Raw genomic sequence first — 14,936 nt, 5'->3', positions numbered from 1 at the left:
TAAATATTTAAAAGATAAAAGTAAATAATTATAAACATTAAATTGTCATTCTAAAGAAAGAATGAGAAGGAATCTAATTAAAAAATAGATTTATCAATCGTTTCTCATTATAAATTGAGAAACGATTGTAAATAAACACAATGCTTCGTTATTGTAGCTTACATTTATTAAATTATTCTTTTAAATGCTTGTTAAAAAAATCGATGGTTCTTTTCCAGGATAAATCAGCTGCTGCTTCATCATATCTGGGGGTTGTATTGTTATGAAAGCCATGGTTTACCTCAGGGTAAAAATGTGCTTCGTGTTCAATATTATTTTCTTTTAAAGTTTTTTCAAAAGCGGGCCAACCATCATTAACCCTTTTGTCTAAACCGGCATATTGTAATAGTAAAGGAGCCTTAATTTTTTTAGCATCTTCTGTTTCTGGTTGCCTTCCGTAATATGGAACGGCAGCTGCTAATTCTGGTATTCTAACTGCCATCATATTAGAAATCCAACCTCCAAAGCAGAAACCAACAACTGCTACTTTTCCGTTACAATCTTCATGAGATTTAAGGTAGTTGTAGCCAGCAATAAAGTCTTCTAGCATTTCGCTTTGATCTCTCTTTTTTTGCATATCTCTACCATCATCATCATTACCAGGATATCCTCCCATTGGAGAAAGTGCATCTGGCGCTAATGTTATAAAATCTTCTAAGGCAGCTCTTCTGCCAACATCTTTTATGTACGGGTTTAATCCTCGGTTTTCGTGGACAACTATAATTCCGGGTAGTTTACCTTTTGGATCTTTAGGAATGGAGAGTAAACCTGTCATTTTTTTTCCACCTTTAGGAGAGGCGTAATTTATGGTTTCAGATTTTAATCTAGGATCGTTAGGTTCTACCAAGATAGCATCTACATAATTAGGAGAAATAAAACTTAATAAAGCTGGTAATGTAATTGCTCCAACAGCATATAATGATAGTTTTTTTAGAAATTGCTTTCTGTCTATTTTGTTATGTGCATAGTCGTCATATAAGTCAAATACTTCTTGACTAATGTCTTCTTTTTTAAGTGCTGCCATAGTTGGGGTGTTTTAATTTTGTTATAATTTCAACTAAGATAAATAATAAGATGATGTTTATGGTTAATTTATTTACAAACTTTACAATCTTCTTTTTCCTTAATTTCTCCAACCAAATTACCATCATCATTTAAAACAAAACCGCAACAATCCATAAAGCCTTCTGCAATTAATTTTCGAGCACGTTGTATTTGAGATTTTGTAGTTGGTAAAGACAGTTTTAATTGATCTGCAACCTCTTGCTGTTTCATCCCTTTTATGTCCGAAAGAAATAACGGGTCTCTGTATTTTTTTGGTAAATGATTTAAAATACCTATTAAACAGTCTTTTTCTGTATGTTCTTCTTTTAAAATACTTGTTTCTGCTTCAAAATTGGCAATTTCAAAAGTTTTATTATTGGTTCTCCAATAGTCTAAAATAGAATTTCTAGCAACCGTAAAACACCAAGATTTTAGCTTTTTAATATCTTTTAAGGTGTGTAGTTTTGTGTGAATTTTAATAAAGGTATCCTGCAAAATATCATCTGCAATAGTTGTATCTTTTACCTTGCTGATAATAAATCGTTTTAAATCTTTAGAATATAAAGTCCAAACTTGTTTTGTAGTCATACGGTATTTTTAAGTATAAGATATCATTCCGAAATGAGTAACGATTGAGTGTTCTCTTTATTCCTCAGTTCGAAATGATATTTATTTAACAATTACAATTATTACACGTACAGTTTGTACATATACAATTTTTACAATCTTCGGTTTTACAACCTTCACAATTACAGTTACAATTTGTATTTTTCATGATATTCTATATTTAATGTTCACCTAATAGACGGGGTATCATTTAAAAAGATGCATTAATTTAAGAAATATTTTTTTAATTCTTTTCTAATAGGAATTATTTTTACTGGAGAAATGTTGGTACCGCCTGTATTACCTATAGGAACCCAAATTAATGTAAACAAAATAGATGCAAAAATTCTTAAGACTTGCCCAATGATTTCTTTATTATTTTTTGTTTTTAAGCCAAATATCAGCATGTAATAATGACTTAAAGTATGTCTGTACAAGTTATTTTGTCCTAAGATATGTGCGTTTTCTAAATGATAAAAAGCTGTTTTATACTGCTTTTTGCATATTGCTACTTTTGCTATATTTAATTGATTCTTGAATTCTGATTTCAATTTTTGATTGCTCATATTTTTCCTAATAGACAAAGCTAGATCTATAAAGATGCAGAAAATCTAAAAAAAATACTGTTATCAATTTCCATTTTGTTCTAATAAAATGTTTGGTTTAGCAAAAATAAAAGTATTTTTTTTATTAGAGTATTGATGATTGCTTATTTTAGCTTGTTCAAACATTTTCTATTTCAGTTTTTATGATTTTAAAAAAGAAAAGATTATGGCAATTAAGTTTTGCGATGTCTTTAATACTATTGTTTTTAGCTTGTTCCAAACAAGATGTTATTCGCCCGGACATAAAAAATAAACTAGCTAGCTTAGATAGTATTACGCAAACACAAACAGAATATTTTTTTTTAGAATTAGATAGTTTATTACAAAATAGGAAAGATTTAACATCCTTAGAACGTGCAATGTTGCTGTTTAAAAAAGGAGAATTTTTATATATAAATTTTAAATATCAAGAAGCATTTAATACGCATTTAAAGTGTTATAAATTATTTGTTGAATTAAATGATATTTATAACCAAGGGCGTAGTTTGATAACATTAAGTGGAGCTGCATTACATATGGGAGATGTAGAAACATCGCAAATATACGCGCTTAAAGCATTGCATTTGGCTCAGTTAACAGAAGATAAAAGAATAGAAGGTAAAGCTTATAACCAACTATTTAATCTTCATTTTAAATTAAAAGATTATGACAAAGCTTTGTCTTATATAAAAATAACGGATAGTTTGTTTTCTAAAGAAATGGATACTACTTCTATTGTTTCAATAAAAAATAATATAGCTAGTGTTTATTTGCAATTAAGGGAGTATAATAAAGCTTTAAATAGTTATTCTGAAGCGATGGCTTTAAGTCAGTCTATACGGAATCCTGTCTTATTAGCAAGTGTTTTAAATAATATAGGTTACACTTACATTGATGCAGTGAAATATGAAAATGCAGAAAAATTTTTAAGAGGTGCTGCTACTTTAAATAACAATATAAAAGCAATAAATGCTGCGCCTTATAAAGGTTTGGGTAATTTGTTTTTGTTAAAATCTGAATACGACTCTGCAGCAGTTAATTATAAAAAGGCCCTAGATATTTATGTTGCTAATAAAAATGTAAAAGAGGAAATAGAGGTTAGAGGTAAGCTTATTGCTATTTCTATTTTGAAAGAAGATTTTGTTAGAGCTTTAGATAACCAAATAATTAGAGATAGTTTGCAGTTGAATGTGAATGCTTTAGAAAAAGATAGACTCTTAAATTTTGCAAATGTTAATTATGAAGTAAAGAAAAAAGAAACAGAAATAAATCATCAAAAAGAAATAAATACAAGAAATCAGTGGCTTTTAATAAGTACTATTTTGTTATTTATATTTCTAGCCATTGCAACTGCTTTTTATGTGTATAATACCAAGTTAAGAGCAGCAAATAAAGCATCAAAGTTAGAGCAAAGTTTGCTACGTGTACAAATGAATCCACATTTTATATTCAATACATTAGCTGCTATCCAGAATATAACTTTAGAAGGAAATGCTATAAAATCATCTAATTATATCGCTAAGTTTTCTAAGTTGATTCGACAAAACTTCGATTATGTTAGAAAAGAATCAATCTCTTTAGATAAAGAAATTGCCATGATTTCTAATTATATAGAAACACAACAATTACGCTTTAATAATGTTTTTTCGTATACTATAGAAATCGATCAATTGATGGATGTTTCTAAAATACAAGTGCCGCCAATGTTGTTACAACCTTTTTTAGAAAATGCCATAGAGTATGGTTTAAAAGAGAAAAAAGAGGATGGTAAATTATTACTTCAAATAGAAAAGAAAGGAGATGAGCTGTTATTCGTTATTTTAGATAATGGAGTAGGGAGGTCTGTAAAAGCAAAAGAAGAAGAAGTAACGGAAGACCTACATGCAACAACTATTTTTAAGGAGCGTTTAAAAATGAGGAAAAAGGGAGAAGAAAAATCATTTATACTCCAAGATTTATTTGATAAAAACAATAATCCTTCAGGAACAAAAGTATTTTTTAAATTAAAATTTTAATGATAAAAGCAGTTATAATAGAAGACGAATTTAATGCATTAAATACATTAGATAAATTGATTACCTATACTCAAAAAGACATTGAGGTTGTAGCTAAAATTGATAATGTTACAGATGCTATTTCATTTTTAAAAGAAGAAACTCCAGATTTAGTTTTCTTAGATATAGAGTTGATTGGTGGTAATGCTTTTCAGATTTTGGAGGCTTTAGATAGTATTACTTTTAAAATAATTTTCACTACTGCTTATGATGAATTTGCTATAAAAGCAATAAAGTTTGATACGATAGATTATTTGCTTAAACCGATAGATTCAGAAGAACTATCAGAGTGTATAGATAGGTTTAGAGTTGGTTTTAAAAAAGAACAAGTTTATAAAAATGCATTAAACCAAGTTTCTGAAATTAATAAAAAAGAAATTGACAAAACCTTATTAATTAAAACAGCAGATGCACAATATTTTCTTCAAACAAAAGACATTGTTCGTTGTCAGTCTGATGGTGCGTATACCATTTTTCATACTGTAGATAAAAAAATAATGAGTGCTCGTAATCTAAAATATTATGAGAATATTTTAAGTGAACACACCTTTGTGCGCATACATCAATCACATTTAGTAAACATAAAATACATAAAAACCATTAACGCCAATAACACTGTTTACTTAACAAATGGCGAGAAAATACCTGTTGCTACTCGTAAAAAATCGTACTTAAAACAGATTTTAGATACATTATAAAAGCAATTATAAAACGAAGAACGACAAATGTAAAACGGTTTTAAAAACATCCTAATCAAATATTAGTTTTGAGGTAAATAAACAAATAACCTTTAAATTAAAATATCATGGGATTAAAAGAAAACAGATTTACAAAAACATTTCAAGAAGAACAATTTCCAGAATTAAAAGCACAAATAAATGAAGCTGCTGGTTTTGATGTTACTTTAAACATTGAATGGAGCACTTTATTTGAAGATCGTTTTTTACATCTTTATTCAGATTCATACCCAAAAATATATTTCTTACCAATTATAGAAGCTTTTAAATCTATTGCTAGTGACGATATGGGAAAAGAAGCATTAGCAGAAAGCTTAAAAGAAATACACATATTAAATACCAAAGATCATCACAATCCTGCTAATGGATTCACATTTTCAAATGGAGTTTTAACGATAGATCATAGTCCTATTTCAAATGCACCAGACGTTGATAGTAGAATTAAAGTACTTGTTAACTTATTGGAAAATAATTTATAAGAAGCATTTTATATTTAGTGTAATTGGTAAAAGATATTGGTATGCATAAAATGATTTTATATAGTTTTTTAATTGGAATTTTATTCTTGTTTGTAGGTTGTGGAGTTTCTAATACGAACGCAAAAAAAGGGTTTGTAGCGTATTTAAAAGAGCACCATAATAACAAGTATGAAATTATAACTTTTGAAAGAAATTTTAATGCTGCCAATATGGATCCTAATTTATACTGGGTAGAATTAGCACTTAAAGAAAACCTTAAAGTTGTTATCAATTTTGAATGGGATGCAAAAGATAAAGCACTTTGTGTTTCGTCTCATGATACAGAAGATAGGAGTATTAAGGCGTTAACAGATTATCAAAAACAAGAAATTGTATTGAGAGAAGAACTGTACGAAGTGTTAGATAAAGATGTTTTAAGTGTTGATGTAAATGTCTTTAATCATTCCATTAGTATTAGTTTAAAATCTGAACCTACATTTAATAAGTTTCATTATTTTTCAAATAAAATTGGTAACGTTTTAGATAAATATCCAAATATCTGGACAAGAGAAGCTCATATAGATTTTAAAATAGAAAGAGAAGAAAAGGGTTTTTATGAATTGATAGTAAAGCCCACTGCGTATAATGATAGCACAGAATTATATAGATATAAGCAAAATGCTATTGTTGCAAATAATTATGGATCTGTAAAGGCAGAAAATATAGATTACATAATAAGAAAAGAATTTTCTAAGCCAAATTCTCCTGTTTTTTTAAGCAATATTTGGGTCAATCAAAAAGATTTAAATTCATTTTATATCGCTTTTGAAAAACATGAACCAAGAAAAAGACTAGAGAAAAATCAGCCTTTAACCGAAGTAGTAGGGATGTATTTAGTTGAAATGAATTATCCGAATTTAAAAAAGAAAAATTTAACCTATTACGATTACAAAACTACAGATAAAGACGATATTTTTCTTTATTTATTTTCACAGTTGCCACAAGATTACCAATATCTCATAGCAGATTTATAACACTATTTTTTATCATGAAAAACACACATTATTATAAAGCGTTTGTAGCCCAAACGCCAGAGGAAATCTTACGATCTGTTTTTAAGAAAAAAGAAGACATTTTAATTGCTATTTCATTAAACAATGGAGGTTATGTAGAAGGCATAATTTTAGATTTAAAAGAGGACAATAACCATAATAAATCGGTTTGTATCCTTTCTCCGCAAGAAGAAGTAGCTTTTTTAAACCTACATAGTATTGCAATGATTACCATAAAACAACCTAAAAAAATGGTTGTAGAATTATCTAAAGGAGTTATAAGTAGGCCTTTATCATCAGAAAACGAAAATTTAACTGTTTTGCAACTAAAACGTTGGTTGCAAAGTGAAAAAAGTTTACTTGGAAGTCAGATAAAAGAATTTGATATCAATGATATTTCTCTAAGTGAAATAAATACCAGGCTTAATATTCAGGATGTTTTTACAGCATTAAAAAGTGCGACACATCAAATTGTAACAGACGAATTAGGTAAAGAAGCTTGGCAAGGAGTAGATACTATTATTCTACAACAAGCAGATAAATTAGATCTTAAATATCAGGGAGAAACACTAACTATATCAATACCTATTGATAAAGCTTTACCAGAAAAATTAGCCACTATTTTTGAAGAAAAACTACTTCAAATATTATAAAATAAAATAAAAACAAAATTAATAAAATTAAAATAATAGAATTATGGGACTTAAAGAAAAAAGAATTATCCAAGCATTTCAAAAAGAATTATTTCCAGCATTAGAAACAGAAATTAATACGGCAGCAGGTTTTACTGTTCCTTTAAATATTTCTTGGAACACTTTAATGGAAGATCGATTTTCTCATTTATATAATGATACGTTTCCTAAAATCTATTTTCTGCCATTAATAGAAGCTTTTAAAGCTATTTGTGTTGATGATATGGGTGTGGAGCTTTTAAAAGCCGGATTAAAAGAAGTTGTTATCGTTAATGAAAATGACGAACATAATTTAGACCGTGCGATTACTTTTGAAGACGCTGTTTTAAAAATTGATCACAGTCCTATTGTTAACGCAGATAATGTAGATCGTAGAACTGCACGTATTATTTCTTTATTAGAAGATAAACTAGAAGAATTTGCAGAAGGAACTCCAGCAGCAGCTGAAACGGCAACATCTGAAACAGAAAACAAACAAGCAGCCACAGAGGAACAAGAAAATAAAGTAAGTATTCAAGAATTGTACAATCAATCTTTTGTAATTTCTAATGAAAGACAAGTAATTTTTGCCGAAACAGTAAAAGGATTAGATTGGAATTGCGATATGTTAGAAGGTAAATTAACGTATGGTACCGATAAAGTTTTTGATATTCAGGTTATTGGTACGTATTCCGAAAATGAAAAAAGTTGGTTATGGGCTTGGGGAAATACACAAGGTGGTATTCCAGAAAAGTTTTTACAAACATCATTAGTAGTAAAAGCAATAGGTGAAGCTTATAAAATTGAAGATATGATAACCCCTAAGAAGGAATTTAGTTCAGATCCAGGAGCTTATTTTTCTACGATTGCTTCTTCTATGGGACAGGAAAGCTGTTTTGTTCCTTTAGTTTTTAAAGGATTAACTGTTTATGTTACTATTAAATCTGAAGAATTAGATAATAAGGCTATTACTGAACCTGCATTGATGTGTTCTCATTTTACAGAATCTGCTGCCAATTATAGATTTCCACATAAATACAGTTTATACTTTTATCTAAAAGGAAAAGGGTATGACGTAGAGTTACCAGGAAACAACATTGTAGCTAAAAAAGGAGAAGATCAAATTTTAGGAATTTTCGATTTAAAAGGAAAAATAATGAAAATTTCTAATTCAAAAATAACAGTTCAAGCCTAAAAAGTATGTCATATATAGCGGAAACACTTTCAGATTTAGAAAAAGAACATCAAGCGGCTTTAAATACGGCGCAAGAAAAAATGTTAACAGATTTAAATGATGCACAAGCGTCAGGAAATTTCGATAAAATACAAGAAGCTAGTATTGTTTTTCAAAATTTAACTACAGAATTAGCGGCAGAGTATACCAAACGTATTGAAGATATAAATGCTTTAAATCATAAGACAGAAGTAGAAACCGTAGAAGGGATCTATACAAATAATAGGGCTGATATTGATTTAAACTTATTAGTTTATGATGGTGATAGAGATTATGTTATTGCTTTTCAACAAGACGATTTAATACAAAAAACGTTAGAAAAAGTAAATAAGAATAGTGGTAAATTTAAGTCTAGAAAGCATTTATTAAAATCTAGTTTAAGGTTGACAAAGACTTTAGCACCAATGCTTCATGAAATAGGAGAGCATTGTAAAAAAACGCTAAAGCTTAAGGCTGATATTGAGTTTTTTGTATATCAAGGAGATACTTTTAATGCTTCTTGTTATCCGCCAGACGATAATAAATTATACATTATTTTATCATCCGGAATTTTAGAGCGTTTCTCTAAAGAGGAATTAACTTTTGTTGTTGGTCATGAAATAGGGCATGTGCTTTTTGAGCATTTCGATTATCCTGTAAGACAAATATTAGATACAGGCGAAAATGATTTGGCGCCAATTCACGCAATGAAATTGTATGCTTGGAACAGAAATGCAGAAATAAGTGCAGATAGAGCAGGCTTGTTATGTTGTCAGAATTTTGAAGCTGTTGGTCGTACTTTCTTTAAATTATCATCAGGAGTAACAACAGATTCTTTAGATTTTCAATTAAATGCGTACATAGAACAATTTGTAGATTTAGAAGAGGTTTTAAACGATTCTAATTTAGATCCTTCAGATTGGTATAGTACTCATCCGTTTAGCCCGTTAAGAATTAAAGCCTTAGAGCTTTTTAATAAAAGTGAAACCTATGCAGCTTTTAATGAGTCTATTTCTGGAGAAATTACAGAAGAAGCTATGGAGGTTGAAATTAAGCGAATTATGTCTTTAATGGAGCCTGAGAATTTAGAGGATGAAAGTGAGCATTCTGAGAAAATACAACGTTTAATGTTTTTAGGAGGCTATTTAATTTCTAATGCAGATGGTGTTGTAGACGATTCGGAAATACAAGCATTAAGCAGTATTGTAGCTCCGAAGGTTTTTGCCAATTGTATGATGACCATAAAAGGACTTACAGAAGATGAAATGATTAGTGAAGTACAACAACTTACCAAAGATTTAGATGTTGTGTTGTCTGTGATGCAGAAGCTTAACATTTTAAGAGATTTATCTATTATTTCTTATGCTGATGGAGAAATAGATGATAGCGAAGTAAATGTTTTGTACAATTTAGCAAGGCTTTTATATATCAATACAGATTTTATAGATCGTGTTATTGGGGATGCACAAGGTGTTTAAATAAATACTGTTTAAGAGTTGGGGGACTTTTATTACAGTTAATTAGAAAGGTAGTGATTTTATATTACTGCCTTTTTTTAAAACTTTTATGCTTTTAATATATTTAATTTTGGTTTTTGTAGATCATATTATTGTTGAACCATAATGAGATTAATACATAATTAATAAACACTGTTTAAGGATTGGGGGATTCTTATTACAGTTAGTTAGAAAGGTGGTAATTTTATATTACTGCCTTTTTTTAAACCCTAAAGCTACTGAAACTTCTTGTTCTAGTAATTTTCTATTGAACATACTATCGATAAAAAAAAACAGAATTATAGGTGCAATATCTAAAGTAGATGATGTCAAATCTACTCCAAATTCTATTTTTAACTTCATCATCACAGGTTTTTATAAAACTAAAACCAAGGCTTTTGAGACAATGTCATTCCATTAGGTCTTGTGTTTTTCTAGTTGATAAAAATGTAACTGTTATTTTTTAATTGATATTGAATTCCATACCCCGATAGTTGTTTTTTTTCATAAACTAGGATGCCAAGTTTTGGTGTATTTGCTTTTTGGGTTGTTTATTCTAATTTTATGGCACAATAAAATATTCCTTTTTTGAAATTTAATTTATGCTGTTTTTATGTAGAAAAAGGAAATAGATAAATGGGAAATAAGGTGGTCTAAGAAGTTTGTAAAAGCTAAAATCCGCTCATTAAGAACGGATTTTGTAAATAGTTTAAGTATAAAATTGTTTTTAATAAACCTTTTATTTAGTTGTAACAATTATAACACCGTTAGCACCTCTTACACCATATCTAGTAGTTTCTGGTCCTTTTAAAACCGTTACAGATTTAATATCTAAAGGTCTAATGTTACCAAAAATTTCTTTTGATACAGTTGTTTCATTTAATATAAATAAGGGAGTCATATCTCCATTTATAGAATTGTATCCTCTAATTGTTATTTCCTCGTCAGATGATACATTAACTCCGGCTATTTGTCCTCTTAAATAATCATAAATAGAATTAAATTGACTTGAGTCTGAACTTTTTTGTGTTTTAGTATTTTTAGAAACGGGTAGGTCATTTCCCTTTTCAATTTTTATAATGATGTTTTCTTTTCCGTTGTATGCTATTTTTTTAATCCCAATTTTTGGATGAAAAGCACTAATCTCTTTTGGTGTCGATTTTAGTTTTGTCTTAAAAACCCCGCTAGAGTTTGTCCATACATTTTGTTTTACATCGTCTAAAAGGATAATAGCCCCAGAAACAGGTTTGTTATTAACATCTTTAACCCTAATTGTAATGTTTTTGTTCTGAGAATTCATCCCAAGGCTAAAGAATAAGGACGTTAATAGAATAATAAAATGTCTTTTTGTTACCATAATTTTTTATATTTAATGCTAAATATAGCTTTTTATTACATATTCCTTCTATATTGTCCTCCAACTTTAAATAAAGCCTCTGTAATTTGTCCTAAAGAGCACACTTTGGTTGCTTCCATTAATATATCAAATAAGTTTTCATTTTGTATGGCTGCTTCTTGTAAAATTGCAATTTGTTTTGCAACTTTCTTCGGATTTGCTTTGTTGAGGTTTTCTTTCGTTTTAATTTGATGTTGCTTTTCTGTTTCCGTTGCTCTAATAATTTCTGCAGGTTGAACGGTTGGAGATCCTTTAGAACTTAAAAAAGTATTTACTCCAATAATTGGGAATTCTCCATTGTGTTTCAAAGTTTCATAATACAAACTTTCTTCTTGTATTTTAGAACGTTGATACATGGTTTCCATGGCTCCTAAAACGCCTCCACGCTCTGTAATTCTATCAAATTCTTCTAAAACGGCAGCTTCTACCAAATCGGTTAATTCTTCAATAATAAATGCACCTTGAATTGGGTTTTCATTCTTCGTCAATCCTAATTCTTTGTTGATGATTAACTGAATAGCCATAGCTCTTCTTACAGATTCTTCTGTTGGCGTTGTAATGGCTTCATCATACGCATTGGTATGTAAAGAATTACAATTATCGTTAATTGCGTACAAAGCTTGTAGTGTAGTTCTTATATCATTAAAATCGATTTCTTGCGCGTGTAAAGAGCGTCCAGAAGTCTGAATATGATATTTTAACATTTGTGCTCTTGGGTTGGCACCGTATTTATTTTTCATGGCTTTTGCCCAAATTTTACGCGCAACTCTTCCTATTACAGAATATTCAGGATCTATTCCGTTAGAGAAAAAGAAAGATAAGTTTGGTCCGAATTTATTGATGTCCATTCCACGACTTAAATAATATTCTACATAGGTAAATCCGTTAGACAATGTTAAAGCCAATTGCGTAATTGGGTTTGCACCAGCTTCTGCAATATGATATCCAGAAATAGAAACCGAATAAAAGTTTCTAACTTGTTTTTCGATGAAATACTCTTGCACATCACCCATTAAACGCAACGCAAATTCGGTAGAAAAAATACAGGTATTTTGAGCCTGATCTTCTTTTAAAATATCTGCTTGCACAGTTCCTCTAACTTGAGCTAGTGTGTCTTTTTTTATTTGCTGATACACGTCAGAAGGTAAAACCAAATCACCAGTTAAACCTAGAAGCATTAAACCTAAACCATTGTTTCCTTCAGGTAATTCACCTTGATATTTTGGTCTCTCTAAACCTTTTAAATCATAAAACTCTATAAAAGTAGCTTCAACTTGTGCTTCTAATTTGTTTTCTATAATATATTTCTCACAATTTTGATCGATAGCGGCATTCATAAAAAAACCTAACAACATAGGTGCTGGTCCATTGATGGTCATCGAAACGGAAGTCATTGGGTGGCTTAAATCAAATCCAGAATATAATTTTTTAGCATCGTCTAAGCAACAAATTGAAACTCCTGCGTTTCCGATTTTTCCATAAATATCAGGTCTTTTACCAGGATCGTTTCCATATAATGTAACAGAATCGAAAGCGGTAGAAAGACGTTTTGCATCCATTCCAAGACTTACATAATGAAACCTTCTGTTTGTTCTTTCGGGACCACCTTCACCCGCAAACATTCTTGTAGGGTCTTCGCCGGTTCTTTTAAACGGATATAATCCAGCAGTGTAAGGGAATTCACCTGGAACATTTTCTTGTAAATTCCAACGTAATAAATCTCCCCAAGCTTGGTACTTTGGTAAAGCTATTTTAGGAATTTGTGTGTGTGATAAAGACTCTAAATGTGTTTCTATATTGATTTCTTTATCACGGACTTTAAACGTATAAATTGGGTTTTTATATTTCTGAACTTTCTCACTCCAGTTTAAAATGATTTCCCAGTTTAAAGGATGGAGGTTTAGTTTTGTTTTGTCAAATTGAGCTAGTAATAATTTTAAGAAGTAGGTTTCAGATTCCTCGTCATTCGTTCCTCTTTCTGTCGGAATGACATTCGACTTGTCATTCTGAACTTGTTTCAGAATCTCATTTTCATCAATCCCTGTTTTAGTAAGAACAGATTGCTTGGTTCCTTGCAATGACTTATTATTTTCTGTAATAGAAAGTATTGTTTGGTAAATTCCGTACAATTTCTGAGCAACTACTACCTGGTCATCAACATTTTGATCATACGTTCTATTACTTTCTGCAATTTCAGATAAATACCGAACTCTTGCAGGTGGAATTACAAATATCTTCTCAGACATTTCAGTGGTAATTTCCATGTTTGATTTTAAATCTGCTCCTGTTTTTTCAACTAGCTTATCCATAATACTTTTGTATAAAGTATTCATTCCTGGATCGTTAAATTGGGATGCTATCGTACCATAAACAGGCAAATCATCTTGGTGTATATGCCAAAGATTGTTGTTACGCATGTATTGTTTCTTTACATCTCTAACAGCGTCTAAAGCACCACGCTTGTCAAACTTATTAATGGCAACTAAATCCGCATAATCTAGCATGTCAATCTTTTCTAATTGCGTTGCAGCACCAAATTCTGGTGTCATTACATACAAAGAAGTATCAGAATGTTCTGTGATTTCTGTATCTGATTGTCCGATTCCTGAAGTTTCTAAAATAATTAAATCGAACTCAGCTGCTTTTAAAACATCAATAGCTTCATTTACATTTTTAGACAAAGCAAGGTTAGATTGACGTGTCGCTAAAGAACGCATGTACACGTGAGAATTGTTTATGGAGTTCATTCTAATTCTATCTCCTAAAAGTGCTCCGCCTGTTTTCCTTTTTGATGGATCAACAGAAATAATTCCGATTGTTTTTTCTGGAAAATCAATTAAAAATCGACGTACCAATTCGTCAACTAAAGAAGATTTTCCTGCACCACCAGTTCCTGTAATTCCCAGAACTGGGGTAGATTCTATTAGTTTATCTAAAGGTGAAAATATCTTTGTAAAATCTGTATGGTTATTTTCTGCGAGTGAAATTAATCTTGCAATTGTATTTACATCTTTATTTTTTAAGTTTTCTAAAACTTTTTTACTTTCTAATTTTAGTAACCAATCGCCATCTTCATTGCAAACTTTTAGGGTCACAATTTTATTTTCTTTCGTAAAGGTCTCTTCAGATTTTTGCACTAAATCGTTTATCATTCCTTGCAAACCTAATGCTCTACCATCATCTGGAGAATAAATTTTTGTAATTCCATAATCCATCAATTCCTTTATTTCTTTAGGAAGGATTACGCCACCACCACCACCAAAAATTTTGATATGTTGAGCTCCTTTTTCTTTTAATAAATCAAACATGTATTTAAAATACTCAGTATGACCTCCTTGGTAAGAAGTGATTGCAATGGCATTTACATCTTCTTGTATGGCGCAATTTACCACCTCTTCCACAGATCTATCATGACCTAAATGAATTACTTCTACGCCTGTGGCTTGAATAATTCTACGCATAATATTTATAGAAGCATCATGGCCATCAAAAAGAGCAGCAGCAGTTACAATACGTACTTTGTGTTTTGGTTTATAAGGAGTGATTTGTTTCATTCGTAAAATTTATATAAAATTAGTACTGCAAT

13 protein-coding genes are annotated in these 14,936 nt (G+C 30.0%); 7 read left to right on the top strand and 6 right to left on the bottom strand.

The genetic code is table 11. The features are described 5' to 3' along the window. Window positions 1-172: 172 nt before the first annotated feature. The 3 genes from H0I27_RS14685 to H0I27_RS14675 all read right to left on the bottom strand — a co-directional run bounded on the left by H0I27_RS14685 (window position 173) and on the right by H0I27_RS14675 (window position 2,255). Complete coding sequence (locus H0I27_RS14685) at window positions 173-1,063, bottom strand: dienelactone hydrolase family protein (protein WP_218731367.1); 891 nt, start codon at window positions 1,061-1,063, stop codon at window positions 173-175. Window positions 1,064-1,131: 68 nt separating this feature from the next. Then, window positions 1,132-1,671: a sigma-70 family RNA polymerase sigma factor gene (locus H0I27_RS14680; protein ID WP_218731366.1), complete on the bottom strand. Its 540-nt coding sequence runs from the start codon at window positions 1,669-1,671 to the stop codon at window positions 1,132-1,134. A gap of 242 nt (window positions 1,672-1,913) precedes the next feature. Then, entirely contained in the window at window positions 1,914-2,255 is a 342-nt protein-coding gene (locus H0I27_RS14675) for a DUF3703 domain-containing protein (protein ID WP_218731365.1), read from the bottom strand. Between the two features lie 182 nt (window positions 2,256-2,437). Here H0I27_RS14675 and H0I27_RS14670 point away from each other — a divergent pair, with 182 nt between their 5' ends. The 7 genes from H0I27_RS14670 (at window position 2,438) to H0I27_RS14640 (ending at window position 9,936) form a co-directional block, all read left to right on the top strand. Further along, window positions 2,438-4,288: a histidine kinase gene (locus H0I27_RS14670; protein ID WP_218731364.1), complete on the top strand. Its 1,851-nt coding sequence runs from the start codon at window positions 2,438-2,440 to the stop codon at window positions 4,286-4,288. Beyond that, on the top strand, window positions 4,288-5,025 hold the full coding sequence (locus H0I27_RS14665) for a LytTR family DNA-binding domain-containing protein (RefSeq protein ID WP_218731363.1): 738 nt from the start codon (window positions 4,288-4,290) through the stop codon (window positions 5,023-5,025). The genes H0I27_RS14670 and H0I27_RS14665 overlap by 1 nt, the downstream gene beginning before the upstream one ends. 107 nt (window positions 5,026-5,132) lie before the next feature. Next, the gene (locus H0I27_RS14660; RefSeq protein WP_218731362.1) at window positions 5,133-5,543 is read left to right on the top strand and encodes a hypothetical protein; all 411 of its coding nucleotides are present in this window, start codon (window positions 5,133-5,135) and stop codon (window positions 5,541-5,543) included. Between the two features lie 50 nt (window positions 5,544-5,593). Beyond that, a complete protein-coding gene (locus H0I27_RS14655) occupies window positions 5,594-6,556 on the top strand; it encodes a hypothetical protein (RefSeq protein ID WP_218731361.1) in 963 nt (320 codons plus the stop codon). Between the two features lie 14 nt (window positions 6,557-6,570). Continuing rightward, the gene (locus H0I27_RS14650) at window positions 6,571-7,227 is read left to right on the top strand and encodes a hypothetical protein (RefSeq protein WP_218731360.1); all 657 of its coding nucleotides are present in this window, start codon (window positions 6,571-6,573) and stop codon (window positions 7,225-7,227) included. A gap of 43 nt (window positions 7,228-7,270) precedes the next feature. Then, window positions 7,271-8,440, top strand: a complete 1,170-nt coding sequence (locus H0I27_RS14645) for a DUF6882 domain-containing protein (RefSeq protein WP_218731359.1) — start codon at window positions 7,271-7,273, stop codon at window positions 8,438-8,440. Window positions 8,441-8,445: 5 nt separating this feature from the next. Further along, the gene (locus H0I27_RS14640; protein ID WP_218731358.1) at window positions 8,446-9,936 is read left to right on the top strand and encodes a M48 family metallopeptidase; all 1,491 of its coding nucleotides are present in this window, start codon (window positions 8,446-8,448) and stop codon (window positions 9,934-9,936) included. A 228-nt stretch (window positions 9,937-10,164) separates the two neighbouring features. Here H0I27_RS14640 and H0I27_RS14635 read toward each other — a convergent pair whose 3' ends face one another. From H0I27_RS14635 to H0I27_RS14625, 3 genes are all read right to left on the bottom strand, one after another. After that, the gene (locus H0I27_RS14635) at window positions 10,165-10,317 is read right to left on the bottom strand and encodes a hypothetical protein (RefSeq protein ID WP_218731357.1); all 153 of its coding nucleotides are present in this window, start codon (window positions 10,315-10,317) and stop codon (window positions 10,165-10,167) included. Window positions 10,318-10,693: 376 nt separating this feature from the next. Next, window positions 10,694-11,311, bottom strand: a complete 618-nt coding sequence (locus tag H0I27_RS14630; RefSeq protein ID WP_218731356.1) for a TonB-dependent receptor plug domain-containing protein — start codon at window positions 11,309-11,311, stop codon at window positions 10,694-10,696. A 35-nt stretch (window positions 11,312-11,346) separates the two neighbouring features. Beyond that, the gene (locus tag H0I27_RS14625; protein WP_218731355.1) at window positions 11,347-14,904 is read right to left on the bottom strand and encodes a methylmalonyl-CoA mutase family protein; all 3,558 of its coding nucleotides are present in this window, start codon (window positions 14,902-14,904) and stop codon (window positions 11,347-11,349) included. Window positions 14,905-14,936 lie beyond the last annotated feature (32 nt).

It is taken from the genome of Polaribacter sp. HaHaR_3_91 (assembly GCF_019278525.1).
Taxonomy (GTDB): Bacteria; Bacteroidota; Bacteroidia; order Flavobacteriales; family Flavobacteriaceae; genus Polaribacter.
Note: the sequence above shows the minus strand (reverse complement) of the source record. Positions and strands in the feature narration are given on the sequence as shown.